Annotated in this window: 20 protein-coding genes; 19 read left to right on the top strand and 1 reads right to left on the bottom strand. The window is 60.9% G+C overall.

Annotated elements, in window-relative coordinates:
- Nucleotides 1-52: 52 nt before the first annotated feature.
- From GNH96_RS16085 to GNH96_RS11770, 6 genes are all read left to right on the top strand, one after another.
- Complete coding sequence (locus GNH96_RS16085) at nucleotides 53-1,027, top strand: HAD-IC family P-type ATPase (protein ID WP_228720092.1); 975 nt, start codon at nucleotides 53-55, stop codon at nucleotides 1,025-1,027.
- Nucleotides 1,024-1,683, top strand: coding sequence for a class I SAM-dependent methyltransferase (locus GNH96_RS11790; protein ID WP_169603859.1), 660 nt, complete (start codon nucleotides 1,024-1,026; stop codon nucleotides 1,681-1,683). The genes GNH96_RS16085 and GNH96_RS11790 overlap by 4 nt, the downstream gene beginning before the upstream one ends.
- Nucleotides 1,684-1,705: 22 nt before the next feature.
- Entirely contained in the window at nucleotides 1,706-2,923 is a 1,218-nt protein-coding gene (locus GNH96_RS11785; protein WP_228719839.1) for a TolC family protein, read from the top strand.
- Nucleotides 2,924-3,168: 245 nt separating this feature from the next.
- The gene (locus GNH96_RS11780; RefSeq protein ID WP_228719838.1) at nucleotides 3,169-4,155 is read left to right on the top strand and encodes an efflux RND transporter periplasmic adaptor subunit; all 987 of its coding nucleotides are present in this window, start codon (nucleotides 3,169-3,171) and stop codon (nucleotides 4,153-4,155) included.
- 27 nt (nucleotides 4,156-4,182) lie between these two features.
- On the top strand, nucleotides 4,183-4,797 hold the full coding sequence (locus GNH96_RS11775; RefSeq protein WP_169603857.1) for a cation transporter: 615 nt from the start codon (nucleotides 4,183-4,185) through the stop codon (nucleotides 4,795-4,797).
- Between the two features lie 40 nt (nucleotides 4,798-4,837).
- The gene (locus tag GNH96_RS11770; protein ID WP_169603856.1) at nucleotides 4,838-7,978 is read left to right on the top strand and encodes an efflux RND transporter permease subunit; all 3,141 of its coding nucleotides are present in this window, start codon (nucleotides 4,838-4,840) and stop codon (nucleotides 7,976-7,978) included.
- Nucleotides 7,979-8,201: 223 nt separating this feature from the next.
- On the opposite strand, the gene GNH96_RS11765 is transcribed toward GNH96_RS11770, so the two are convergent.
- Nucleotides 8,202-9,323, bottom strand: a complete 1,122-nt coding sequence (locus GNH96_RS11765; RefSeq protein ID WP_169603855.1) for a lactonase family protein — start codon at nucleotides 9,321-9,323, stop codon at nucleotides 8,202-8,204.
- A 189-nt stretch (nucleotides 9,324-9,512) separates the two neighbouring features.
- On the opposite strand from GNH96_RS11765, the gene GNH96_RS11760 reads away from it, so the two are divergent.
- From GNH96_RS11760 to GNH96_RS11700, 13 genes are all read left to right on the top strand, one after another.
- Complete coding sequence (locus GNH96_RS11760) at nucleotides 9,513-10,223, top strand: response regulator transcription factor (RefSeq protein WP_169603854.1); 711 nt, start codon at nucleotides 9,513-9,515, stop codon at nucleotides 10,221-10,223.
- Nucleotides 10,220-11,692, top strand: a complete 1,473-nt coding sequence (locus GNH96_RS11755; RefSeq protein ID WP_169603853.1) for a HAMP domain-containing sensor histidine kinase — start codon at nucleotides 10,220-10,222, stop codon at nucleotides 11,690-11,692. The genes GNH96_RS11760 and GNH96_RS11755 overlap by 4 nt, the downstream gene beginning before the upstream one ends.
- 25 nt (nucleotides 11,693-11,717) lie before the next feature.
- Nucleotides 11,718-12,986, top strand: coding sequence for an extracellular solute-binding protein (locus GNH96_RS11750; protein WP_169603852.1), 1,269 nt, complete (start codon nucleotides 11,718-11,720; stop codon nucleotides 12,984-12,986).
- Complete coding sequence (locus GNH96_RS11745; RefSeq protein ID WP_169603851.1) at nucleotides 12,983-13,846, top strand: carbohydrate ABC transporter permease; 864 nt, start codon at nucleotides 12,983-12,985, stop codon at nucleotides 13,844-13,846. The genes GNH96_RS11750 and GNH96_RS11745 overlap by 4 nt, the downstream gene beginning before the upstream one ends.
- A gap of 155 nt (nucleotides 13,847-14,001) precedes the next feature.
- On the top strand, nucleotides 14,002-14,667 hold the full coding sequence (locus tag GNH96_RS11740; protein ID WP_169603850.1) for a response regulator: 666 nt from the start codon (nucleotides 14,002-14,004) through the stop codon (nucleotides 14,665-14,667).
- Nucleotides 14,664-15,992, top strand: a complete 1,329-nt coding sequence (locus GNH96_RS11735; RefSeq protein WP_169603849.1) for an ATP-binding protein — start codon at nucleotides 14,664-14,666, stop codon at nucleotides 15,990-15,992. Before GNH96_RS11740 ends, GNH96_RS11735 begins: the two co-directional genes overlap by 4 nt.
- A 61-nt stretch (nucleotides 15,993-16,053) precedes the next feature.
- Complete coding sequence (locus tag GNH96_RS11730) at nucleotides 16,054-17,379, top strand: TolC family protein (RefSeq protein ID WP_169603848.1); 1,326 nt, start codon at nucleotides 16,054-16,056, stop codon at nucleotides 17,377-17,379.
- Between the two features lie 9 nt (nucleotides 17,380-17,388).
- Nucleotides 17,389-18,438, top strand: coding sequence for an efflux RND transporter periplasmic adaptor subunit (locus GNH96_RS11725; RefSeq protein ID WP_223163410.1), 1,050 nt, complete (start codon nucleotides 17,389-17,391; stop codon nucleotides 18,436-18,438).
- Entirely contained in the window at nucleotides 18,438-21,485 is a 3,048-nt protein-coding gene (locus GNH96_RS11720; protein ID WP_169603847.1) for an efflux RND transporter permease subunit, read from the top strand. Before GNH96_RS11725 ends, GNH96_RS11720 begins: the two co-directional genes overlap by 1 nt.
- A 60-nt stretch (nucleotides 21,486-21,545) precedes the next feature.
- A complete protein-coding gene (locus tag GNH96_RS11715) occupies nucleotides 21,546-21,905 on the top strand; it encodes a hypothetical protein (RefSeq protein ID WP_169603846.1) in 360 nt (119 codons plus the stop codon).
- A gap of 11 nt (nucleotides 21,906-21,916) precedes the next feature.
- The gene (gene eno / locus GNH96_RS11710; protein WP_169603845.1) at nucleotides 21,917-23,182 is read left to right on the top strand and encodes a phosphopyruvate hydratase; all 1,266 of its coding nucleotides are present in this window, start codon (nucleotides 21,917-21,919) and stop codon (nucleotides 23,180-23,182) included.
- Nucleotides 23,172-23,390, top strand: coding sequence for a hypothetical protein (locus GNH96_RS11705; protein WP_169603844.1), 219 nt, complete (start codon nucleotides 23,172-23,174; stop codon nucleotides 23,388-23,390). The genes eno and GNH96_RS11705 overlap by 11 nt, the downstream gene beginning before the upstream one ends.
- Nucleotides 23,391-23,508: 118 nt before the next feature.
- Nucleotides 23,509-24,681 (top strand): MFS transporter, encoded by a 1,173-nt coding sequence (locus tag GNH96_RS11700; protein ID WP_169603843.1) that lies wholly within the window; start codon nucleotides 23,509-23,511, stop codon nucleotides 24,679-24,681.
- The last annotated feature ends 36 nt before the right edge of the window (nucleotides 24,682-24,717 follow it).

Below are 24,717 nucleotides of genomic sequence, written 5' to 3'. Positions count from 1 at the left end.
CTCGATCGGGGCGACGAGGTGGTCCTAGGGGCTGAACTGGAACGGATGAGCGATGGGGAACTCCTGGAACGGGTGCGGAAAGTCGCGGTGTACGCCCGCGTCACCGCCGAGCACAAGTTGCGGATCGTACGCGCATGGAAGGCGACCGGCCGCATGGAAGGCGACCGGCGCCGTCGTGGCGATGACGGGCGATGGCGTCAACGACGCCCCAGCGCTCAAGGAGGCGTCGATCGGCATCGCCATGGGCATCGCCGGCACCGAGGTGACCAAGGAAACCGCCGACCTCATCATCACGGACGACAATTTCGCCTCCATCGTCGCGGCGGTCGAGGAAGGACGGGGCATTTACGACAATATCGCCAAGACGCTGGCTTATCTGCTCGGCGGCAATGCCGGGGAGCTTGCGGTCATGCTCATCGCAGCAATGGTGGGTTGGCCGCTTCCTCTTCTGCCGCTACACCTGCTTTGGATCAACCTGGTGACCGATGGGCTGCCCGCACTGGCGTTGGCAACCGATCCCGTCGATCCCGATGTGCTGGCCCGACCGCCGCGCAATCCGCAGGCCGATTTGCTCGACCGGGCTTTTCTCAAGCTGACCTTGCTGACCGGCTTGCTGACCGCCAGCGTCTCCCTGGGCGCGTTCGCCTACGAGTGGACTATCGACGGCAATCTCGGGCAGGCGCGCGACGCCGCCTTCACCGCCCTCATCACCGCCGAGCTGTTGCGGGCCTTCGGCGCCCGCAGCAATCGCCAAACCGTCTGGCAACTGGGATTATTTACCAATCTGCGCCTGTTTCTGATCGTGGCAGTGAGTTTTGCCCTGCAACTGGTGATTCATCATATCCCCGCGCTACAAGCCCTATTCGGCACCGAGCCGATAACGCTCTATCAATGCGCGGCCTGGTTCGGCCTGGGCTTTGTCCCGCTACTGACCCTGGAAGCGCTTAAAGTGCGACGACAGTTTCGGGAGCAACGTCGGCCATCCCGCCCAGCGGTGCCCCATCGCGAGAGAGCCCCTTCGTTATGAAGAAGCGCTCCCGTTACATTCCGGCATTTCATTTCCGCTGGCTGACACCCTGGTACGATCCGATGATGCGGCGCTTATATCCGGAAAGTGCGCTGAAGGCCGCTTTGATCGCGCAGGCACACATCCAATCCGGTCAAAACGTCCTGGATGTAGGCTGCGGTACGGGAACGCTCACACTTCTGATCAAGCAGACCCATCCGAACGTGGCGGTGTACGGACTCGACGTGGATTCCGAGGTATTAGACATCGCTCGAAGAAAGGCTGAACAAGCAGGACAGACCATCTTCCTGCAACAGGGTACTGCGACTTGCCTACCCTATCCGGATGGACACTTCGATCGAGTTTTCGCCAGCCTTATGCTGCATCACCTCACGCGGGAGGATAAAAGGCACGCACTCGCGGAAACATTCCGCGTACTCAAGCCCGGCGGAGAACTGCATGTGGCAGATTTCGGTGAACCGGGCGATCCCTCCATGTGGCTGATTTCCCTGGTGGTGCGCTGGGTGGAAGAGGTGCACGATAACGTCCTGGGCCTATTGCCGGTTTTCATGGCGGAGTCCGGATTCAAGCCGGTGGGGGAAACGGCCTCATACCGGACGGTATCCGGTGCGCTTGCTTTATATCGGGCCTGTAAGCCAGCGGTGGATCGCACATGAATCTGCGCGGAGGATGAACGCCGTGAAATCCGCATTGTTCTGGGTGGGGCTGATGTGGCCCGTTTTCGCTGTCACTCAGGAGAACCTCCCGCAGGTGTCACTGGAGCGACTGATCCAGGAGGCACAGGACCATAACCCGGAGATTCATGCCATGCGCCAGCGATGGGAATCCGCAAGAGCGGTGGTTCCGCAGGTGCAAACTTTGCCGGATCCCAAGGTTGCAGTCGGGTATACCGATATAGCCCCGATGAAGGGACCGATGTACGGGATAAGCCAGGAGATCCCCTTTCCCGGCAAACTGGCTCTCAAGGGCGAAATTGCTTCGCGCGAAGCCGAGCGTACCGAACAGGATTATCTGGCGACCCAATTGACCGTCATCGCGCGCTTGAAAGAACTGTTTTATGAACTTTGTTTCATCCATAAATCCAGCCAGGTCATCATCAAGAACAAATCTCTTCTGGAGGGTTTCGAGGAAACCGCCGAGGCACGTTATTCGGTCGGACAGGCCGCCCAGCAGGACGTGTTGCGGGCGCAAACGGAAATATCTCGTCTATTGGCTCGCTTGGCCATACTGGAGCAGCGCAGGCAATCTCTGCATGCCGAAATCAACCGCATCCTGAACCGTTTGCCCAGCGATCCTTTGGGCGCCCCGCAGGAAATTCGGATCACACCGATGAGGCATACGCTCACGGAGTTGAATACCCTGCTGGAGCAGGGCTCACCATTGCTGCGCGGCCAACAGAAGGGTCTCGAACGCGGCAATCAGGCCATCGCGCTGGCGAACCGGCAGTATTATCCGGACTTTGAACTGGACGCACGGGGGCAACACGATACCGCGATGCATGCGGAAGGCTACCAGGTTATGTTGCGCGTACAGGTTCCCCTCTATTTCGTCACCAAACAGCGGGAAGGCGTGCGCGAGGCTGTGGCCAGCCGCGAGGCTGTTTTCCAGGATCTGCAAGCGCTGCGTCAGGACTTGTTGTCCCGGATCAAAGACAACGTGGCCCAAGCCGAGCGGGCGGAGCAACTCATCAAGCTGCTGAAAGACGGCATCATTCCCCAGTCCCGGCTCACGCTGGCCTCCGCCCAGGCCAGTTATGCGGTCGGCAAGGTGGATTTCCTCACCCTCCTGAACAGCCTGCTGACGCTTCAGGAGAACGAACTGGAGTTTCACGGTGAGATAACCGAGCACGAAAAGGCACTGGCGCGGCTGGAAGGCATCATCGGAGAAATGCCATGACCTTGCGCTATCGAGATGTGCTTGGCGGGGCGGTCTTGGGATCGGTCTTCACCTTGGCCATAGTCCTGCTCTTCCGCGCGGATCACCCAAACCTAAGGCAGGCTTCGCCCGCCGAAGGAACGGAAAAACCGGTCCAAGGAGATCGTGGGGCGGCAGTGGAGCTTCCCGCCACTCGGGACGATCATTCGGGCCACGTGCAAACCACGGCGGCACCTGAAAATTCCCTGGTCATCAGCCCGGAGCGGATGCAATCCATCGGCGTAAAGTTCGAGCCCGCGGCGCGGCGCCTCCTGGAGCGGACGATCCGCACGGTGGGCAGGGTCGAAGTCGACGAGCGGCAGCTCGCCCGGGTCACCGTCAAGCTGGAAGGCTGGATCGACCGGCTGTTGGTCAATACCACGGGGGCATCGGTTCGCCAGGGCCAAGTCTTGTTCACGCTTTACAGCCCGGAACTGCTGGCCACCCAGGAGGAATACCTGATCGCTCTTCGCAGCATCAAAACCCTGGGCGAAAGCGAGTTTCCGGAAGTCGCGGCCGGTGCAAGAGCCTTGTTGGAAGCGTCACGCCGCAGGCTGTTGCTTTGGGACATCCACGAGAGCCATATCCGTGACCTGGAGCGCACCGGGAAGGTATTGACGACCTTGCCGATCCACGCACCACGCGCCGGCACGGTCATTAACAAGATGGCGGTGGAAGGCTTGCAGACAAAGCCGGGGGACGAGTTGTACACGATTGCCGATCTGTCTCGCATCTGGATCGTCGGCGATATTTACGAGTACGAAATGCCCGTCGTCGCCATCGGTCAGATCGCCAGCGTGAGCCTGTCCTACGTGCCGGAAGTCTCGCTCCAAGCACGCATTGGCTTCATCTATCCCTCGGTCGACCCGCAGACCCGCACCGCCAAGGTTCGCTTCGAGCTGGACAATCCGGGCGAACGGCTCAAACCCGGCATGTACACCAATCTGGAACTGAAGATTCCACTTGGTATGCGACTGGTCGTGCCCAAGGACGCGATACTGGAGTCCGGAGAACGGCAGATCATTTTTATCCGTCTCGGCGGCGGTCGGCTCGAATGGCGTAACGCCAAGACCGGGCTGCGCAGTGGAAACTGGGTGGAAGTCCTGGAGGGTATTCGGGAGGGCGAACACGTCGTGACCTCGGCGAATTTCCTCATCGACTCCGAAAGTCAGTTGAAATCGGCGGTCGGTGGCATGCCGGGCATGAAACATTAACGTTTTTATCAATTGAGGTTTTTTCTCATGAGCGGTTGTTGTGATGACAGTTGTTCTTTGGATCGGTTGCGCGAACGGCAGCGAGGAACGTTACAGATTGTTCTCGGCATCAACGCCGCGATGTTCCTGGTCATCGTTGCCGCTGCCTTCTATGGAAACTCATCCGCCCTGTTGTCCGACAGTCTCGATAATCTCGGAGACGCCTTGACCTATGGTCTTAGCCTTCATGCCGTTTCAAGGGAGCGTGTCGTCAAGGCCAAAGTAGCCTTGTTTAAAGGCGGGCTCATTTTTCTAGCCGCCTGCACCGTGGCTGTTCAAATAGCTTTCAAACTGATTGCCCCCACCGTCCCGCTGTTCGAGGTTATGGGCAGCTTTAGCTTTCTAGGCCTTGCCGCCAACTCCCTTTGCCTGTTCCTTCTATGGCGCCATCGCCGTGACGACGTGAATATGAGTTCGGTGTGGGAGTGTTCACGAAACGACATTGCATCGAATCTGTCCGTTTTTGTCGCCGCCGGCGCGGTTTGGTTCACCGGATCGGGCTGGCCCGATATCGTCGTCGCGTCCTGTCTCGTGCTGCTCTTAATGCGCTCCGCTCTTGGCGTCATGGCCGCAGCAAAGGCGGAGATGAGAGCGGCAAGTTAACGCTAGCGCGAACCTTCGGATGGGAACCTGAGGTAACCGTGTGGTAGAAAAACTCATCGAGTTCTGCGCCAAGAACCGCTTTATCGTTTTTCTGCTGGTCTTTGGCTTGGCCGCCGGCGGCTTGTGGGCCATGAAGAACACCCCCATCGATGCTCTGCCGGATTTATCCGACACCCAGGTGATCGTCTATACCCCATGGATGGGGCGCTCGCCGGACCTGGTGGAAGACCAGATCACCTATCCCATCATCACCGCCCTGCTGTCCGCACCCAATGTGACGGTCGTGCGGGGGTTTTCGGACTTCGGCTACTCCTACGTCTATGTCCTGTTCAAGGACCGCACCGATATCTATTGGGCGCGCTCCCGTGTACTGGAATATCTCAACCAGCTCTCAGGACGCCTGCCGGAAGGGGTGGCGCCGCAGCTAGGCCCGGACGCCACGGCGGTGGGCTGGGTGTTCCAGTACGCCTTGGTGGATGAGACCGGGCAACAGGACCTGGCTTCGTTGCGTTCCTTTCAGGACTGGTATCTGCGCTATTGGCTGCGCAGCGTCGACGGCGTGGCCGAGGTAGCCAGTGTGGGGGGCTTCGTGCGCCAGTACCAGATCAATCTCGATCCCACTAAAGTACTGGCTTACCGGCTCAACCTCAATGAGATCATCGAGAAAGTGCGAATGAGCAATCTCGATGTGGGGGGGCGCGTCGTGGAGTTTTCCGGGGTGGAATACATGATCCGGGGTCGCGGCTATATCAAATCCACCGCCGATATCGATCAAATTGCGATAGGCGTGAATTCGAACGGCACACCCATCCTGCTGCGCGAGGTCGCTACGGTTACCCTGGGCCCGGATATGCGGCGTGGGCTGACGGAATGGAACGGCCGGGGTGAGGCGGTGGGCGGCGTCGTCATCATGCGCTACGGCCAGGATGCCATGGAGGTGATCGACCGCGTCAAAGCCAAGCTCAAGGAAATCGAGTCGTCCCTGCCCAAGGGCGTCAGGATCGTCACAGCCTACGACCGCAGCGACCTGATCAAGGAATCGGTGGCAACGGCCGCCGAGAATTTGACCGAAGAGCTGGTCGTCGTCAGCGTACTGATTATCGGATTTCTGCTCCATATCCGCTCCGCTTTGATCCCCATCATCACTCTGCCTCTCGCCATCCTTATTGCGTTCATCCCGATGTACTGGCTCGGTGTCGCCCTGAACATCATGTCCATCGGCGGCATCATCGTCGCCGTGGGCGATATGGTGGACGCGTCCATCGTCATGGTGGACAACGCCCACCGTCGGCTGGAGGAATGGGAGCGGGGTGGAAGGGTGGGGGAGCGCAATCGGGCCCTCATCGATTCCGCCAAGGAGGTTGGTCCGCCGATTTTCGCCTCGCTCCTGGTGATCGCCGTTGCCTTCATGCCGGTGTTCACCCTGGAGGCTCAGGAAGGCCGATTGTTCAAACCCCTGGCGCTGACCAAGAACCTGTCTATCGCCATGAGCGCGGTGCTGGCCGTCACGCTGATCCCGGCTCTTCTATCCCTTTTTATTCGGGGCCGGATCATTCCGGAGCGGCGCAATCCTGTCAGCCGAATCCTGCAAGCGCTTTATGTCCCGATACTGAGGCTGGCGCTGCGCTATCGGGCGCTGGTGGTTGTACTCGCCCTCCTGTTGATGGCCAGCATCGCCGTACCGTTCCAGCGCATGGGTTCGGAATTCATGCCGCCATTGTACGAAGGCACCATTCTCTACATGCCGACCACGCTGCCGGGCATCGCGGTGACCGAAGCCGGGCAGCTCCTGCAACAGATGGATCGCAAACTCATGGCGTTTCCCGAAGTCGAGCATGTGTTCGGCAAATCCGGCCGTGCCGAGACCTCCACCGACCCGGCCCCGTTCAGCATGATGGAGGTAGTGGTGGCGCTCAAACCGAAGGAGCAGTGGCGAGAGGGACTGACCTACGAAGACCTGATCGCCGAAATGGATCGCGCGCTGCAATTTCCCGGGGTGACCAATGCCTGGACTATGCCGATCAAGGCGCGCATCGACATGCTCACCACCGGTGTGCGCACCCCCGTAGGCATCAAGATCTTCGGGCCGGATCTCAAAAAGATAGAGGAGATCGGAAAAGCCATCGAGATGATCGCCAAGGCGGTCCCCGGCACCCGCAGCGTTTACGCGGAACGGGTTTCTGGCGGCTATTTCCTGGACTTCGCGATCAAGCGCGACGAGATCGCCCGCTTTGGGCTGACCGTCATGGATGTGGGCAGGATCATCGAGTCCGCCATCGGAGGGGAAAGCATCACCACCACCGTCGAGGGGCGCGAGCGCTATCCTGTCAATCTGCGCTATCTCCGGGAACTGCGAGATGACCTGGACAAACTGGGCCGTCTGACCGTCAGTACGCCCAGCGGTGCCCAGGTGCCCCTCGCCCAGCTCGCCGATTTACGGATGGTCAGCGGGCCGGCGATGATACGCGACGAGGACGGCATGTTGTCCGGTTATGTTTATGTGGACATGGCCGGGCGGGACGTGGGCGGTTACGTGGAAGACTTAAAGCGCGTGGTGAAAGAGAAAATCGAGCTGCCCGCGGGTTATACCCTGATTTGGTCCGGACAATACGAATTCATGGAGCGGGTCCGGCAAAGGCTCACGATTTTCGTGCCGTTGACGCTGGCCATCATCTTCGTACTGTACTACTTCACCTTCCGTTCAGTGGCGCAAACCCTCATGGTCATGCTGGGTGTGCCGCTGGCTCTTGTGGGCGGCGTCTGGGCGTTGTACGGGCTCGGTTACAACTTGAGTATCGCCGTGTGGGTGGGACTGATCGCGCTGGCCGGTGTCGCCGCCGAAACCAGCGCAGTCATGCTGGCCTACCTCGACGAAGCTGTCCGGCGGCGTCGGGACGCCGGCCAACTACATTCGCTGGCGGATCTGGTGGAAGCCGTACAGACGGGCGCCAGGGAGCGCATCAGGCCGGTGATGATGACAGGCCTGGCCAATATCGTTGGCCTGTTCCCGACCATGCTGGCGACCGGTACCGGCGCGGATGTGATGAAGCGCCTGGCGGCACCCATGATCGGCGGCATTGGTTCGGCCATGTTGTTGACATTGCTGGTCATTCCGGCGATTTACGTCATCTGGCGATGGCACGGCGACATAAAGTCGATCGCCGAAGAGGCAAGGGCTTGAGGTGACCGGGATAGGGGAGCAGTACCTGATCAGGTTGGCGCCGGCATGGAATTCCCGCGCGGCTTTACGTAGATCGGCGGAGTCATACCTTACTCGGACTCGGCGGCCATTCGACAAAAGCGGTTCCTCGTCATGGCAATCACGGCGAATCCAGCACGGCAGCGACAAGCGCAGGACGTCAGGCCCCGCGCTGTTGATCCAGGCACCGCGAACGATCTACCTGCTAGCGGACAACGAGACCGGTGATGCCTGGGGGCAGGGCGCCCAGGCTCTGGAGCTTTTGCAGCGCGCCTCCCTTCAGGATGCGGTAAACGCCGATACTGTGGTCGCCACCGCTCAAGGTAAACAGCATTCGGCCGTCGGTAGAAACAGCGAGGTCGGTGGGCCGGTTTTCCTCGGCTGCACGGGTGTGCAACAACGACAGACGGCCGGCGGCATCGATTGAGAATGCGGAAATGGCGTTGGCGGGGGTATCGGCGGTGAAGGCAATGCGGCCCGTGGGTGTCGTGGCCAGCCAGCAGGCGGCGGTTTGTCCGGCCGCGACCGCTCCATCGATCAATTGGGCGGTTCCGTCTTCCAGCAATTGGTAGGACGACACGGTCGCGCCATCCGGGGCACCGCCCTGGGCTTCGGAAACGAAGAACTGGTCGCGCTTGCCGAAGGCAAAGCCGAAGGGCGTCGATCCGGCGGAATCGATCGAATGCTTTGCTTCCGGGCTGCCGTCCTCGTTCAGAGAAAATGTCGTGATTTTGTTGGTCGCTTTTTCGGTGACGACCAGGGCGTCGCCCCCGCGGTCGAAGCTGATCTGGGCCGGCGCCGTGCCGTCTCCGCTGAGCTTCTGGTGGGATTCGGGCAGCGGGTGCAGCTTGCCGGTGCGGTGGTCGAATCGGAAGCCGAAGATGGAATCGTCTCCCGAGTTGACGACATAGACCCGATTCGGGCCGACGGCCACGCTGACGGGGGTGGTGCCTTCCTCACCGGCGCGGTCGATGAGTTGCAGCCCGTCCCGGTCGATCCGGAACACCGATAAGTCGTTGCTGCCCGCATTGACGGCGAACAGGTACCGCGCATTTTCGCTCAGTGCCAGAGCACCCTGGTTGCCGAGTCCGGAGCCGGTACCGGTTCCTCCGGTGGCGAAGCGGCCTGCCGGCTCCATTTGGCCGTTGCCGTAGTGGTGAAATGCGAGCACCTCGTTTCCATCGGCATTGTTGGACAGCGTGTATACCGTCTCCACCGGCGGATTTCCGGCGAATTTGGAGCGTTTGTCGGGATCGGCCAGGCCAATGCCCGGGATCAGCGATGCGAACGCAAATGCGGTGAAGGTGAGCTTGAATAGGGTCTTCATGACAGGCCTCGTGTGAATCGAAAAAAGGTTCCTCCCGCAAGCCATGGGCTTTTCGGGCGTGGCCATTGTGCGTGGCCAAAAATCACGAATTCATCACGGAGCGCTCAAATAAATGTGACTGGCCTGTACCTTGCCGTGTGCCGATAATTCAGGCCACACCATCCAATCGGCGGGAGTCCGGCTCCGGCAATGAAACGCATCCTGGTCATCGAAGACGATCCCGACATCGGGGACATGCTCGGCATCAACCTGCGGGATGAAGGTTACGCCGTGGAGATCGCAAGAGACGGTACCGGCGGACTTGCGTGTTTGAATGCCGACCGTTACGACCTCCTGGTTCTGGACCTGATGCTTCCCGGCATCGACGGCCTGGAAATCTGCCGTGAGGTCCGGCGCATGCCCCATTACCAGCCGATCGTCATCATCAGCGCAAAGTCCACGGAAACGCAGCGCGTATTGGGCCTTGAACTCGGGGCTGACGACTACCTGACCAAACCCTTCTCCATCCCCGAACTCATCGCGCGGATTCGAGCCCTGTTCAGACGAGTCGAAGCGATGGAACGGGAGTCGCAGGCAAAGGCCGGCGTCATCGTTCGTGGGCCGCTGACCATCGACCCGGTCGGTTATTCCGTCATGCTGGAAGGTCGGCCCGTCGCCCTGACGCTGAAGGAGTTCGAGTTGTTGCTGTTCTTCGCCCGCCATCCCGGTCAGGCATTCACCCGCCTGGCGCTGCTGGATCGGGTGTGGGGCTATAGCCACGACGGCTACGAGCACACCGTGAATTCGCATATCAATCGCCTCCGTGCGAAGATCGAACGCGATCCCGGACGGCCCGAATTCATCCAGACGGTCTGGGGTGTCGGCTATAAGTTCGCGGATTTTGGGGAGAATCGCCCGTGAAATTCAGGTCGCTCTACAGCCGCATCGCGCTTACCTTCGCCGCTCTGGTTCTCCTTTTCGGCGGCTTGTGCGGCGGGCTCGATCTGGTCGCGGCAAAAAATCACCAGCAGGAAATCATCCAGCGGCTCAGCCGCGGCCTGGCGGAACACATCGCGAGCCACTGGCCCTTGTCGAAAGGGGAGGGGTTCGACGGCAAGGCGGTGAGCGAGCTGTTCCACATGCTCATGATCGTCAACCCCAGCATCGAACTCTATCTGTTGGACGCAAAGGGTGCCATCTTGGCCTACGATGCGCCGCCGGGGCGGGTTCGGCTGAAGGAGGTTTCCCTGGCCCCCTTGCGCGGCCTTTTCGGAGGCGATGCGCTGCCCGTGAAAGGGGACAATCCGCGCCACCCCGACCGCCGCGAGATATTCAGCGCCACACCGCTGAATCGGGATGGGCAAATCATCGGTTACCTATACATCGTGCTGGCCGGAGACGAGTACCAAAGGCTGGCCGAAGACGTCTGGCAGGGGCATGTGTTCCAGAGTGTCATGTGGACGGGAGCGGGAGCGTTGCTGCTGACCCTGGTTGCCGGGTTGGGCCTGTTTTCGCTGGTGACCCGTCGTTTGGACGCCTTGACGCGGACGATCGCCGCCTTCGACGACGCGAGTTTTTCCGGCACCTTGCAACTGGATGGCGCGCTGCAAAGCAGTCCCGACGAGATCGGCCGGCTCGCCGCGACATTCTCGCGGATGGCCGAGCGCATCGCCGCGCAGGTGCAACATATCAAGTCCCAGGACACGCTGCGGCGCGAAATGGTCGCCAATGTGTCGCACGACCTGCGCACCCCGCTCACTTCCATGCAGGGCTATCTGGAAACCATGCTGCGGAAGTCCGACCGGCTTTCTCCGGCGGAACGGCAGCAGTACCTTGAGGTCGCCGTGCGGCAGAGCCGGCGTGTGGCGCACTTGGCTCAGGAGCTGTTCGAACTGGCGAAGCTGGAATGCGAGGAAGTGCGGCCGAGTCTCGAGCGTTTCTCCTTGCAGGAGCTTGTCCAGGACGTGGCGCAGAAATTCGAGCTGGCCGCCGATGCCAAAGGAGTCCGGATTGCCGCCCGGTTTCGCGATCGCATTCCCTTGGTCTATGCCGATATCGCGATGATCGAGCGGGTTTTGACCAACCTCATCGACAACGCGTTGCGCCACACGCCGGAGGGCGGTCAGATCGACTTGACGCTGAGGCGCGAAGCCGGAGACAGGGTGACGGTCCGGGTGGAGGACAGCGGTGCCGGCATCGCCAGCGAACTTCTGCCAAGCCTGTTCGAACGGGATTCGCCGTTGCGCCGGGATTCCGGAAGGCATATGGGGGGCGGGCTGGGTCTGCTTATCAGCAAGCGGATGCTGGAACTGCATGGAAGTACAATCGAGGCATTGAGCGGAGAAGGCCGCGGAGCAGTCTTCACTTTCAGCCTGGCGGCTCCGGCCTGAGAGACTGGATAGGCCCGTTCTTCCGATGAGCCGGACCAGGAATCGCTGTCCCCGTTCGATCCTTCTGGCCTGTGCCTTGATCCTGAGCGGCTGCCAGCCGGCGGAAAATGCCGAAGTCGTGGAATTCTGGGCGTTCGGCAGCGAGGGCGAAGTCGCCCATGAGCTCGCCGGGGAGTTCGAGCGACTGAACCCGGAAATTCGCGTCGAGGTCCAGCCGATTCCCTGGAGTGCCGCGCACGAAAAGCTGCTGACAGCTTATGCCGGCGGCAACCTGCCGGACGTATTTCAGCTCGGCAACACCTGGATAGCGGAATTCGCCGCGCTCCGGGCACTGGAGGATGTCGCCCCCCGGTTCGAGAGCTCGGCGGCAAAACACGACTATTTCGAAGGGATTCTGGATGCGGCCGTCGTCGGCGAAAGGATGCTGGCCGTGCCCTGGTATGTCGACACGCGCATTCTGTTTTACCGCCGTGATTTGCTGGGGGCTGCCGGCGTTGCGCTACCGCCGCGGAGCTGGGATGCCTGGTTCGATGCCATGGCCCGCGTTCGCGACCGCCAAAACGGTTTCGCGGTGTTCCTGCCCATCGACGAATGGGAGGTTCCCGTCATTCTCGCCATGCAGCGCGGCGCGGCTTTATTGAAGGACGGGAATCGCTATGGCGATTTTCTCCATACGGATTTCAGGGCGGCGTTCGACTTCTACCTGCGCTGGTTCCGGGAAAAACTGGCGCCCTCGGAAACCTCCGGCCAGGTGGCCAATCTTTATCGGGAGTTCGGGCGCGGCGATTTCGCCGCCTTGATCACCGGGCCGTGGAACCTCGGCGAGTTCCGGCGGCGGCTGGCCGATCTCGACGCCTCCGCCTGGGACACCGCGCCCTTGCCGTCCTTCGACGGTTCCTATCCGGGAATCTCCCTGGCCGGCGGGGCCAGTCTTGCGCTCGCCGCCGGGTCCACGCGCAAGGAAGCGGCCTGGAAGCTGATCGAGTTCCTGACCGCTCCGCCGCAGCAAATCCGCCTGTACCGTCTCACCGGCGACCTCCCGCCGGGACGGACGGCCTGGAGCGATCCCGTCCTGGCCGGGGATCACAAGGCGCAGTCCTTCCGGAGGCAGATGGACCGTCTGCTTCCGCCCCCGAAAATCCCCGAGTGGGAGCGGATCGCCAGCCGCATCGCGGCGTATGCCGAGAAGGCTGCGCGGGGCGAAATGGCTCCGTCGGTGGCCCTGGAGGCCTTGAACGATGAAGCGGACCGGATACTGGAAAAACGCCGCTGGCTGCTGGAGCGGGGGCGATGAGGTTCAATCCCGCCTTCTGGTTCGTAGCGCCGGCGCTGGCGCTGCTCGTGGTGTTCTTCTTCTTGCCGGTCGGAGCGGCGCTGGGTCTCAGCTTCACCGATTTCGACATTTACGCTCTGGCCGACATCGGGCGGCTCAGATTCGTGGGTCTGGACAACTACCGCCGCTTGTTCGGCGATGCGGAGTTCTGGACCGCACTGCGGAATACCCTGTATTTCGTGGCCGTGGGCGGCCCGTTGTCGGTGCTGGTTTCGCTGGCGGCGGCCCTGCTGGTCAATCACCGCCTGACCCCGTTCAAGGGGCTGTTCCGTTCCCTGCTGTTCCTGCCGGTGGTGACGACCCTGGTGGCCGTGGCAGTGGTCTGGCGCTACCTGTATCAGCCGCGCTATGGCGTCCTCAACTACCTGCTCGGCGGGTTCGGCATCGGACCGGTCGACTGGCTCGGCGATCCGGACTGGGCGATGCCGGCGATCATCCTCATGGCGGTGTGGAAGAATTTCGGCTTCAACATGATCGTGTTCGTCGCCGGCCTCCAGAACATTCCCGAATCGCTGTACGAGGCGGCCAGCATCGACGGCGCCGGCGCCCGCCAGCAGTTCCTTTATATCACCCTGCCGCTGCTCGCGCCGACCTTCCTGTTCGTCGCCGTGATCACCATGATCGGCCACTTCCAATGGTTCGCCGAACCTTATGTGATGACCCAGGGCGGTCCCGCCGGCAGCACGCTCAGCATCGTGTTGCTGATGTATCAGCAGGGATTCCGCTGGTGGAATCTGGGCTATACCTCGGCGATCGCCTTCGTGCTGTTCGGAATGGTGTTCTTGTTCGCTGTATTCCTCGCGTGGCTGAAGCGGCGTTAAGCCGTCTCTTCGAGCCGCTACCTTGCTTGTCTTCACAGTTCCGGCGCTCTGCCGGCAATACTCGGGCGGCTGCGGTCATTGAACCGATTTTTCGTCTTAATTTGCTGTTAAGAGTCGTTGATGGAAACTGCTTACCAGATTCGAAGAGGGGCCTCATGCGTTTACTGCTTGTCGAAGATGATCAGATGATTGGCCAAGCCCTTCGCGAGGGTTTGAACCAAGAGGGCTTGGTCGTCGACTGGGTGCAGGACGGGCTGCAGGCTGGGCTCGTATTGAAGGCCGCCGTAGCCGAGTACACCCTGCTTTTGCTCGACTTGGGGTTGCCGCGCCTATCAGGTTTGGATTTGCTTACGGACCTTCGCCGCAGTGCGAACGACATTCCGGTCCTCATTCTGACGTCGCGTGATTCACTGGCGGATCGTGTCCTGGGGCTCAACAGCGGCGCTGACGATTATCTGGTGAAACCTTTCGAGCTCGAAGAGCTCATAGCCCGCATTCACGCCTTGGTCCGGCGTGCAGCGGGGCGTTCCGAGCCCATGATCGAATACGGCGAACTGAGACTGAATCCGGTGACTCGAGAAATCTGGCTACGAGGAAACCCGGTCAATCTGTCTGCCCGCGAATTCGATTTGCTCTATGCCCTGCTGGAAAAGCCGGGAGCGGTGTTGTCTCGGGTTCAGCTGGAGGACCGCCTTTATGGCTGGGGGCAGGAAGTTGCGAGCAACACCATCGATGTCCATCTTCATCATCTGCGCAAAAAGTTGGGCGCCGGGATCATTGCCAATGTCCGTGGCGTAGGCTATCGGGTTGCCAAATCATGAACATATCGATAAGGAACCGTCTTCTGCTCTGGCTATCGCCAGCCCTTCTCCTGGCCGGATTCGCCTTTACGGTATCGACGTATTTCCATGTTCGGGAGGAAATCGACGAACTCTTCGACAAGGTTCTGCAGACCATGGCGTACTCCCTGCAAACCTTGCCGCACACGACGGCCGAAGCTTCGGTGCCGGCTCATCGCTTTGCCAAGGCGGCAGACCTCGACCTTATCAGCCAACGCTGGAACGCAGACGGGCGGCTGAGTTATCGCTCGCATCCGTTCGAGCCCCTCCCCAACAATACTCCCGAAGGGTGGAGCATCGTTCGTTGGCGTGGTGAGCCATGGCGTATTTTTAGCCTCAATACCCCTGAGGGCCTTGTCCAGGTAGCTCAAGCTATTAGCGAACGGCAGGAGACTGCCGATGAGATCACTTTAGATCTATCGGCGCCGCTGCTGTTTCTGCTGCCGACGGTAGCCATGGTCGCGTGGTTCGGTGTTCGCCGGGGACTGATGCCTTTGCAAACCATTGTCGACGCAGTGCAACGGCGGGCTCCCGATGACGTGAGCCCCTTTCCCAACCAAGACGTACCGCAGGAAATCGGCTCCCTGACCGCTGCGCTAAACGGCTTGCTGATGCGTTTGCAGGCTGCATTGGCAGCACAGCGCAGGTTTACGGCAGATGCAGCACACGAACTCCGGAGCCCTTTGACGGCCCTGTCCCTCCAGGCCCAGATTGCCGAACGCGCTGCCGATCCGCAAAGGAAAACTTTGGCTTTGCAGCGATTGCGGCAAGGGATCAACCGGGCGACTCATCTCCTTAACCAGATGCTTACGTTGGCCAGGTTCGATCCTGAGGCACCTCCTCTACCGTTCACGCAACTACAACTCGACGAATTGGTGCGCTCCGTGGTGGGAGACATGGCCGCTCTGGCAGCCGATCAAGCAATTGATTTGGGCGTTGCCACGCTCGAGTCCATGGTGATTCAGGGAAATGAAGAGGAGCTCCGCATACTGCTTGGCAATCTGATCGACAACGCGGTGCGCTATACCCCGAAGGGAGGACGAATCGATGTCAGCGTAAGGAAGGAAGCGGGTGCCGCAGTTCTGGTTGTCACCGATAACGGCCCGGGCATCTCCATCGAAGAACGCGAGCGCGTGTTCGACCGCTTTTACCGTGGCCAGGACAACACCGAGGCGGGCAGTGGGCTTGGTTTAGCCATCGTCCGGCGCATCGCCGACCAGCACGCCGCTGCCATCGAATTGACAACGGGCTGCACCGGAAGGGGATTGAGCGTAATCATTCGCTTTCCGATGAAATCAAATGATTGATCGTTCGCCATGCAAGCGCAACAGCGGGCGTAGGAGAAAGCTCAAGCACCGTCTGTGTCTGATGGCGGCCGGCTTTCTCTTGCCGGGTTGTGCGACTTACCAAATCAAGCCGTTGGATGATGCTGAGCTGCATCGGGAGTTAGCGGTACCGGACCCGGCGATGCTCACGCAAGCCGCTGCAAAGCTGGATCATCCACGGCTGCGCCCCGTTTTTTTGGACTTTTCCAAGCCTCTGACCGATGAAGCCATAGGTATCCTCGCCGTCCTGGTGAACCCTGATCTCAAGGCTTTCCGAGCGCGGGAAGGCGTCGCCGAAGCCCAGGTCTTCAACGCCGGCCTCCTGCCTGATCCCAAGCTGTTCGGGCGTTTCGACTGGGTGTTTAGCGGCCCGGCCGGGCTGGTCAGCCCCTATACCGCGACCATCCAGTGGGATCTCGCCAAACTGGCGACGCGATCCACCGACGTGCGTATCGCCGACGAACACGCACAGCAGGTCAGACTGGATGTCGCCTGGCAGGAATGGCTGGTGGCGAATCAAGCGCGTCTCCTGACCCGACGCTGGGTCTATCTCTCTCGGCAGGAGACAGTCGCAGCCGAGGCCGCGCAGGTTTCGGGCCACTTGCTGGATTTGACCAAGCAGAATCTCGCCGTAGGTGATGCGACCCTCGCCGAATTGGGGATCCGCGAGGCCGCCTTTCTCGACGCCCAGGATCGAACTCTGGCATTGGCGCGACAGATCGCGAAAACACGCCAGGATATCAACCGGCTGTTGGGACTTCCTCCGGATCATGTCGTGCCGATAGCGGAGGTCGATGCCGAGCCGCCTCGCAGCCTGGATGCGACTCGCCTTTTTGCGTCGGCGGAACGGCAACGGCTCGATCTGCAGGCGCTCAAAGCCGGTTATGCCAGCCAGGAGGCAGCGGTATACCGAGCGATTCTGGGGCAATACCCGGCATTTACGCTCGGTCTCAACGACTACCACTATTACAGCGATTACAACACGGGCGGCCCCACCGTCAGCGTTGACCTGCCCCTGTTCAACCGCAACCGCGGCACCATCGCCATCGCCGAAGCAACCCGTGAGCAACTCCACCGGGAATATGTGGCTCGTCTGAACCAGACCCGTGCGGACATCGGCACCGTGGTGACCGATCTGACGCGGATAGCCCTCGAGCGGACACCGCTCGCGCGCGAACTGCCCGAACTGACCCGCGCCGAACGTCTGTTGCGGGAGGCTGCGGCAGCGGGTGACGTCACGCTGGTGAACTATGAAACCGTGCGCGCGAACTATCTGGACAAACGTCTCAAACTGCTGGCCTTGGAGCAGGCCGCCGCCGAACAGGCAGTCGCCCTGCAGCTCGCAGTAGGTTCACCTTCACTCCTTTGACCGAACGCCATGAGCCGAAAATCAAAACCCGCGAACCGTTGGTGCGTCTCGCTGGCCGCTATGCTTGGCCTTGCATCCAGCTACGGGGCGAGTGCCGAACCCTCGGTCTTGGTGACCCTGGCGCCGGCGGAACATGCCGACATGCGGAAGACCTTGACGGCTTACGGCACTGTGGAGTTTTCGCCGGACCAGCTTCAGGTATTGAGCATTCAAGGCGAGGGTTTGGTCACCCAGGTGCGCGTCGCACCTGGACAACGGGTCCGAAAGGGCGAGGTCTTGGTGGAACTTACAGCGACTGCCAACAGCGCGAGCGAATTGGAACATGCCGGCATCGCAGCCGAGTTTGCTGCCAAAGACCTTGATCGCCTCAAAGACTTGCGGAGTCGTCAACTGGCCACCAATGCCGAGGTACGCACCGCGGAAGAAAATCTGGTCAAGGCCGAGTCGGCCTTGGCCAATGTGCGAAGGCGCTTGGGCGAAACCAGCCGCAGGAGTCTGTGCGCTGGCATCGACGGCTATGTAGAAGCGGTCCATGTTCATGTCGGGGATATCGTATCCCCCGGTGCCCTGCTGCTGCTTCTAGCCCCCGCCGATAAGCTCAGGGTGCGATTGGGTATCGAACCGGAAGATTTGCCTATCGTCCATGAGGGGCAGAAGGTTGAGATACATGCACTGCATCCTGGCATTCTGCCAAAGGAAGGGCAAGTCCACCACATCTATTACCAAGTGGACCCAAAGACGCGGTTGGCCGAAGCTGTCGTACTGTTGAGCGGCTCCCCGGATTTGTTGCCGGGCACCATGGTCAAAGCGGAGCTCGTCGTCACTGAACATCAACACGTCCTCACTGTGCCGCGTCAAGCCGTGCTTATCCGGGACGGAAAGCCTTATCTGTTCGTGGACGATCATGGTTACGCGCGGCAGCGCTGGGTCGAAACTGGCTTGGATGATGGCCAAAGGGTGGAGATCCAGGCTGGCATCGAAGCCGGGGAACGTGTGATCGTCATCGGCAATCATGAACTTGGCGACGGGGTGGCCGTCCGGACGGGGGAGGCACCGTGATGGCCTCCTGGCTTGTGACGCACCGACGTTCGCTACTGTTCTTGTTGGCGCTTCTGGCCTTGGGAGGGATGGCTGCTTCGCTGCGATTGCCGGTAGCGCTCTTTCCGACGGTGGATTTTCCAAGGGTTGTGGTGAACGTCGATGCCGGAGACCGTCCGGTGGAGCGCATGGCCGTGGAAGTGACCCAGCCGTTGGAGCAGGCGCTTCGTGGCGTTCCGGAAGCGCGCGCGATCCGCTCGACGACCAGCCGCGGCTCGGCTGATCTATCACTGACCTTCGATTGGGGCACGGATATGGTCACTGCGCTGTTACAGGCGCAGGCTGCGGTCTATCAAATCCTTCCGCACCTCCCGGCGGGGGTCCGTTTTACGGCGCGGCGGATGGACCCCACGGTTTTTCCTGTGTTGGGACTGGCGTTGACTTCCAGCAGGAACGACCCCGTCGCCTTGCGGGATTTTGCCTATTACCGTTTGCGTCCGCTCCTTTCGGCCTTGCCTGGAGTCGCGGAGGTCGAGGTTCTGGGAGGGCGGCAGGCGGAATACCAGGTCATGGTGGATCCGGATCGCTTACGCGATCTGGGGCTTACCCTGGCCGATGTTGCATCGGCGCTCTCCAATGCCAATGTATTGAGTGCAGTAGGCAAAGTGGAAGAGCGTTACCACCTTTACCTGACGCTCGCCGACTCGCATCAAGGAAACGAGGAGGACATTCTGCATTCGGTTCTCAGAAGCGGGATAGATGGTGTCGTGGAGCTGGAAGACGTCGCCCGGGTCGAACGCGGCCATCGGCCCGAATGGACGCAGGTCAGCGCCAACGGGAAGGACGCCGTGCTGGTGAATATTCTTCAACAGCGTGGAGCCAATACGGTGGCCATCGCCGAGGAGACCCGGCGAGCGCTGGCCGGCTTCTCGTCGCAGATTCCTGACGAGGTCGAACTCAAACCCTATTACGACCAGTCGGAACTGGTCAACGATGCAGTCATCAGCGTACGCGACGCCCTCGCCTATGGGGCAGTCTTGGCAGCATTGGTTTTGCTCATATTTCTGCGTAATCTGCGTGTCACGCTGATCATCCTCATCGTGCTTCCGGGTGTCATTTGCGCCACGGTTTGGCTGCTGAAGCTGTTCGGACAGAGTTTTAACATCATGACGTTGGGCGGGCTCGCCGCAGCCGTAGGACTGGTGACGGACGATGCCGTTGTCATGATCGAACACATCATGCGCCGCTCGAGCGAAACACGGGACGACCGGCCGACACACGGAATCGTCCTGACGGCCGCCAGAGAGATGCTTCATCCGTTGACGGGCTCCTCACTCGCTACGATCGTGGTGTTCCTCCCCCTTGCGTTTCTAGACGGCATCACGGGGGGATTTTTCCGGGCGCTTGCCTTGACTATGGTATCGGGCTTGGTCATTTCCTATGGGGTGGCAGCGCTCGCCGTTCCGCTGTTGGCAAATCACTTGTTGAGCCGGCGGGACGCGCTCCGTTTGGAGTCGGTGAGGCCGCTGGAGGCTCGGCTCCACCGAGCCTACGGCGGCCTGCTGCATCGGCTTCTGCGGCAGCCGCTTTGGACGCTGTCTATCATCATCGTCTTGGTCGTCACGGGTGGCGTGGCGTATGGCCGGCTGGGCTCCGGCTTCATGCCCCATATGGACGAGGGAGGGTTCGTGCTGGACTATCGGGCATCGCCGGGAACTTCCCTCGCAGAGACTGACCGGCTGCTCGACCAGGTCGAGCAAATGATCGCAATGATCCCGGACATCGACAGTTATTCCAGGCGCACCGGCTTGTCGCTGGGCGGGCATATCACCGAAGCCAACGAAGGGGATTTTTTCATTCATCTCAAACCGCCCCCCCGCCGGGACGTGCAGGAAGTCATGACGGAATTGCGGGAGGCTATCGAAAGCCGTGTTCCCGGCTTGCAGATCGAAACCGCCCAACTCATGGAAGATTTGATCGGCGATCTCACCGCCGTGCCTCAGCCCATCGAAATAAAGCTTTTCGGTGACGATAGCCGGGTGTTGCGCCAGTTGTCGCCCCAGGTGGCAGCCATACTGGAAGGCATTCCCGGGGTCGTAGAAGTGTTCGATGGGATTACGCTCGCGGGTGATGCCATAGAAATTCACTTCGATCCGGTAAATACCGCCTTGGAAGGTGTGAGTCCTGGCATGGTGGCAGGACAAGTACAGGATTTCCTGGCAGGAACGGTAGCGACTCCAATCGCGATGGGGGAGAAGATGATCGGGGTGCGCGTCTGGACTAAGGAGGCGCTTCGCACCCGCATAGGGCAGTTGGAAACGCTGCGGGTTCGCTCGCCCGACGGCCACGATTTTCCTTTGAAGCGCGTTGCCCGTCTGCAAGTCATCGAAGGGCAGCCTCAGGAAACACGGGAAAACCTGAAAGCGATGGTTGCTGTCACTGCCCGAATCGAGGGACGCGATCTCGGATCGACCGTCGCGGACGTGCAGGCAAGGGTGGCCACGCTACCCCTCCCTCCGGGCGTCTATCTCGACTATGGCGGACTCTACCGCGAACAACAGGATTCATTCCGGGGGCTGATCCTGGTTTTCATCGGCGCCGTCCTGCTGGTCGCTCTATTGCTCTTGTTCTTTTATGAACGCTTCAGGGTCGTACTCGCCATTCTGGCTACCACCTTGCTGTCCCTCGCAGGCGTGTTTGCGGGGCTATGGCTGACAGGAACCGAGCTCAATATTTCTTCGTTGATGGGGATGACCATGATCGTGGGCATCGTTACCGAAGTGGCCGTGTTTTATTTTTCCGAAGTTCGCCAAGTCGGCAATCCGGATCACCCTGCTCTGGTCCGTGCCGGCACCTTGCGCATGCGTCCGATCTTCATGACATCGCTGGTCTCGATTTTGGCGCTCATGCCGCTCGCCTTAGGCATGGGGCCCGGCTCCGCCATGCAAAAACCGCTCGCCGTCGCAATCATTTCCGGCCTTCTTCTTGCCGTGCCTTTGGTCCTGATTGTCATGCCGGCGCTTTATGCTTTACTTCACGCGAACCGTTGGGGTGTTCATGGACCATGAGCGGCAGCACGCATTTCCCGGCTATTGACCGGGTCGCAGCCGCGTGTGTGCTGGAGTTCGATGCCGGTCGTGACCCCAGCGGTTGTCGGAGGCTTTCGCGGCGGAGTTGCGCATCACCCCGGCTTCGGGCTCTCGCGCCAAGTCCTCCGGGGACGTGTGGGCCGCTTTTCCCGGAAAGCCTTTTCTGTCATTCTTCGGGAAGCACGGCTGCAAACGCCCTACCGCCTCGATTTGCGCATCAGCGCGGCATCTTCGAAGCCCCTTGCGCTGCTCGGCATTGCCCATCGGCCCGACCAGGTTGCCGGGAGCCGGATCGGATTCGTGCCGCATCGGTTTCTGATCGATTCGAGCCGCTCGGAACTTTCGCCGCTCGACATCGCCTCTGCCGCGGCGTTTTTTGACCTCTGGACCATCACCTGAAAGGAGTCTCCATGAAGACCCGTATCGAATCCATTCAAGCCATGCCGATTTACGATTCTCGCGGCGTGCCAACCGTGCGCGTCAGGCTGACGCTGACCGATGGAACGGCGGCTACCGCCTCGATCCCGTCGGGGGCCTCCACCGGTGAGAACGAGGCCGTAGAGTTGAGAGATGACGACCCGAAGGCCCATGGCGGAAAAGGAGTGTTGAAAGCCGTGAGCAATGTGAACAACGTCATCGCACCGGCCATCACAGGTTTGGAGCCTTGGCGGCAGGCAGAGATCGACCGTCTCATGATCGAGCTCGATGGCACGGCGAACAAGGAGAGGCTGGGGGCCAACGCCATCCTGGGCGTTTCGGAGGCCGTGGCCGCCGCCGCAGCGAAAAGCGCGGGGCTGCCGCTCTATGCCTACCTCGGCGGGGCCAGCCAGGCGCGCCTGCCCATCCCCATGATCAACATCTTGAACGGCGGCAAGCACGCGGACAGCAGCCTGGATTTCCAGGAGTTCATGATCATGCCGGTGGGCGCACCGAGCTTCGCCGAAGCGATGCGCTATGCCACCGAGACCTTCCAGGCATTGAAATCTATCCTCAAGGCCAAAGGCCATGCCACCAGCGTGGGGGATGAAGGCGGTTTCGCCCCCCAACTGCAGAGCAATGACGAGGCCTGCGACCTGATCGTTGAAGGGATCACGAAAGCCGGCTACGAGCCCGGCGAGGACATCGCTATCGCCCTGGATCCCGCCGCCAGTTCATTCCATGAGAACGGTCTTTATAGACTGACGCGCAGCGGGCAGGGAGACCTGACCAGCGCGGAAATGAACGAGCTCTACCGACGCTGGATCGAAACATACCCCATCATTTCCATCGAAGACGGTCTGGCGGAAAACGACTGGGATGGCTTCCGCGAGCATACGGCCATGCTGGGTGAGAAAATCCAGATCGTCGGCGATGATCTCCTGGTCACCAACACCCGCTTCATCGCGCGCGCGATCGAGGAAAGGAGTTGCAATGCCGCGCTGATCAAGCTGAACCAGATCGGTACCGTCACCGAGACGGTGGAAGCAGTCCACCTCTGCAGGAAGGCCGGCTGGGGCTTCGTGATTTCCCATCGCTCGGGCGAAACGGAGGATACCTTCATGGCCGATTTCGCCGTTGCCATGGGAGGCGGACAGATCAAGACCGGCTCCGTGTGCCGGTCCGAACGCATGGCCAAGTACAACCGGCTCCTGGAAATCGAGTCGGAGCTGGGCAAGGCCGCCAGATTTGGCCGGTAAGCCGTCCGATCCCGCGGCCGCCGCACTCCTGGCCTGTGCGTTGCGCCATCCGGTCGATGTCACCGAGGGCGTGGCGGTGGTGCAGGCTTTGGGGCAGATGCTCGATTCCAGAGACGCGGTCCGGGCGTTGACCGCGCTTTCGGAATGCCACCCCGCCCGGACTGTGCGTCGAGCCTCGCGGACCTTGTTGCGGGCGGGAGGAAGTTGACGGCATGGTCTTTGAGCACCCCGCGCTGCGGGAAAGACGGCGTCGTTGGCCCCATGGCTCGAATTCCGATCGGGGTAAACCCACCATGATGACCCGTTCAGCAACCGAAGGAGTCCCGATGTTCCGGCAGGTTTTTTCGTTGCCCTCCACCGTCTGGCTGCTCGGCTTGGTCAGCCTGTTCAACGACTCGGCGAGCGAGTTGGTTTATCCCATCGTCCCGATTTACCTCGCGTCCGTCCTGATGGCGGGTCCCAGGGCACTGGGCATCATCGAGGGCATCGCCGAGATGGTGAGCAGCCTGCTCAAGCTGTTTTCCGGGATCATCGCCGACCGGGTGCACCGGGCCAAGTTGATGGTCGTGGGTGGCTACGGTCTGGCGGCGGTATCGCGTCCTTTGCTGGCGATGGCGTCCGCCTGGCCGGTCGTCCTGGCCATCCGCTTCGCCGACCGTTTGGGCAAGGGTCTACGCTCGTCGCCCCGGGATGCCATGCTTGCCGCCAGCGTCTCCTCCGAACAGCGCGGTCTGGCTTTCGGATTGCAGCGCGCCATGGACAACGCCGGCGCGGTGATCGGACCGCTGGCCGCGGCCGTCATGCTGGCGGCGGAAATGCCCATCACGGAAATCTTCCTTTGGGCGTCGCTCCCCGGCGCCGTGGCGGTCTTCCTGGCGGTTTCGGTCAAGGAGCCGGCGCGGGACATCCGGTACGACGGCAAGCCGCTCGACTGGGAGCTGCGGAAGCTTCCCCGGGTTTTCAGGCGCTATCTCGGGGTGCTGGCTTTGTTCACGCTCGGCAATTCGTCCAATATGTTCCTGCTGCTGCGCGCACGCGAGTTGGGTTTGCCGGAATACCAGGTCCCCTTGTTATGGGGCGCGACCTCGCTGGTCGCCATGCTGTTTTCCACGCCGCTTTCGGGGCTGTCTGACCGTGTCGGACGCGTGCCCATGATTTTCGCGGGGTGGACGATCTATGCCCTGTTTTATTTATGCCTCGGCCTGAACGGCTCCAACCTTTCTCTGTTGTGGCCGCTGTTCGCCTGGTACGGCCTGTTTCTGGCAGCGACCGAGGGGGCGGAAAAAGCACTGGTCGCCGACATCGCGCCGCCCGCCCTGTTGGGGACGGCTTACGGCTGGTTCAACCTGACCACCGGTATCATGCTATTGCCGGCGTCCCTGGTGTTCGGAATGTTGTGGCAATATTCCAGCCCGGAAGCCGCCTTCGGTTTCGCTGCCGCTTGTGCGCTGGCGGCCGCATTGCTGCTGAAATTCTGGGTGAGAGACTGCCGAAGGTAGGGCAATGCTTCCGCTCCAAAACAACATGAATGAGGA

It is taken from the genome of Methylococcus geothermalis, assembly GCF_012769535.1.
Lineage (GTDB): Bacteria > Pseudomonadota > Gammaproteobacteria > Methylococcales > Methylococcaceae > Methylococcus > Methylococcus geothermalis.
This window is presented reverse-complemented; position numbering and strand designations above follow the sequence as displayed.

Coding starts and splice junctions, on each gene's coding strand:
- GNH96_RS11730 (WP_169603848.1), top strand. CDS start 16,054: ATGGCGGCCGGCTTTCTCTTGCCGGGTTGTGCGACTTACCAAATCAAG.
- GNH96_RS11720 (WP_169603847.1), top strand. CDS start 18,438: ATGGCCTCCTGGCTTGTGACGCACCGACGTTCGCTACTGTTCTTGTTG.
- GNH96_RS11780 (WP_228719838.1), top strand. CDS start 3,169: ATGCAATCCATCGGCGTAAAGTTCGAGCCCGCGGCGCGGCGCCTCCTG.
- GNH96_RS11790 (WP_169603859.1), top strand. CDS start 1,024: ATGAAGAAGCGCTCCCGTTACATTCCGGCATTTCATTTCCGCTGGCTG.
- GNH96_RS11740 (WP_169603850.1), top strand. CDS start 14,002: ATGCGTTTACTGCTTGTCGAAGATGATCAGATGATTGGCCAAGCCCTT.
- GNH96_RS11735 (WP_169603849.1), top strand. CDS start 14,664: ATGAACATATCGATAAGGAACCGTCTTCTGCTCTGGCTATCGCCAGCC.
- GNH96_RS11765 (WP_169603855.1), bottom strand. CDS start 9,323: ATGAAGACCCTATTCAAGCTCACCTTCACCGCATTTGCGTTCGCATCG.
- GNH96_RS11700 (WP_169603843.1), top strand. CDS start 23,509: ATGTTCCGGCAGGTTTTTTCGTTGCCCTCCACCGTCTGGCTGCTCGGC.
- GNH96_RS11725 (WP_223163410.1), top strand. CDS start 17,389: ATGAGCCGAAAATCAAAACCCGCGAACCGTTGGTGCGTCTCGCTGGCC.
- GNH96_RS11745 (WP_169603851.1), top strand. CDS start 12,983: ATGAGGTTCAATCCCGCCTTCTGGTTCGTAGCGCCGGCGCTGGCGCTG.
- GNH96_RS16085 (WP_228720092.1), top strand. CDS start 53: ATGGGGAACTCCTGGAACGGGTGCGGAAAGTCGCGGTGTACGCCCGCG.
- GNH96_RS11760 (WP_169603854.1), top strand. CDS start 9,513: ATGAAACGCATCCTGGTCATCGAAGACGATCCCGACATCGGGGACATG.
- GNH96_RS11775 (WP_169603857.1), top strand. CDS start 4,183: ATGAGCGGTTGTTGTGATGACAGTTGTTCTTTGGATCGGTTGCGCGAA.
- GNH96_RS11750 (WP_169603852.1), top strand. CDS start 11,718: ATGAGCCGGACCAGGAATCGCTGTCCCCGTTCGATCCTTCTGGCCTGT.
- eno (WP_169603845.1), top strand. CDS start 21,917: ATGAAGACCCGTATCGAATCCATTCAAGCCATGCCGATTTACGATTCT.
- GNH96_RS11715 (WP_169603846.1), top strand. CDS start 21,546: ATGCCGGTCGTGACCCCAGCGGTTGTCGGAGGCTTTCGCGGCGGAGTT.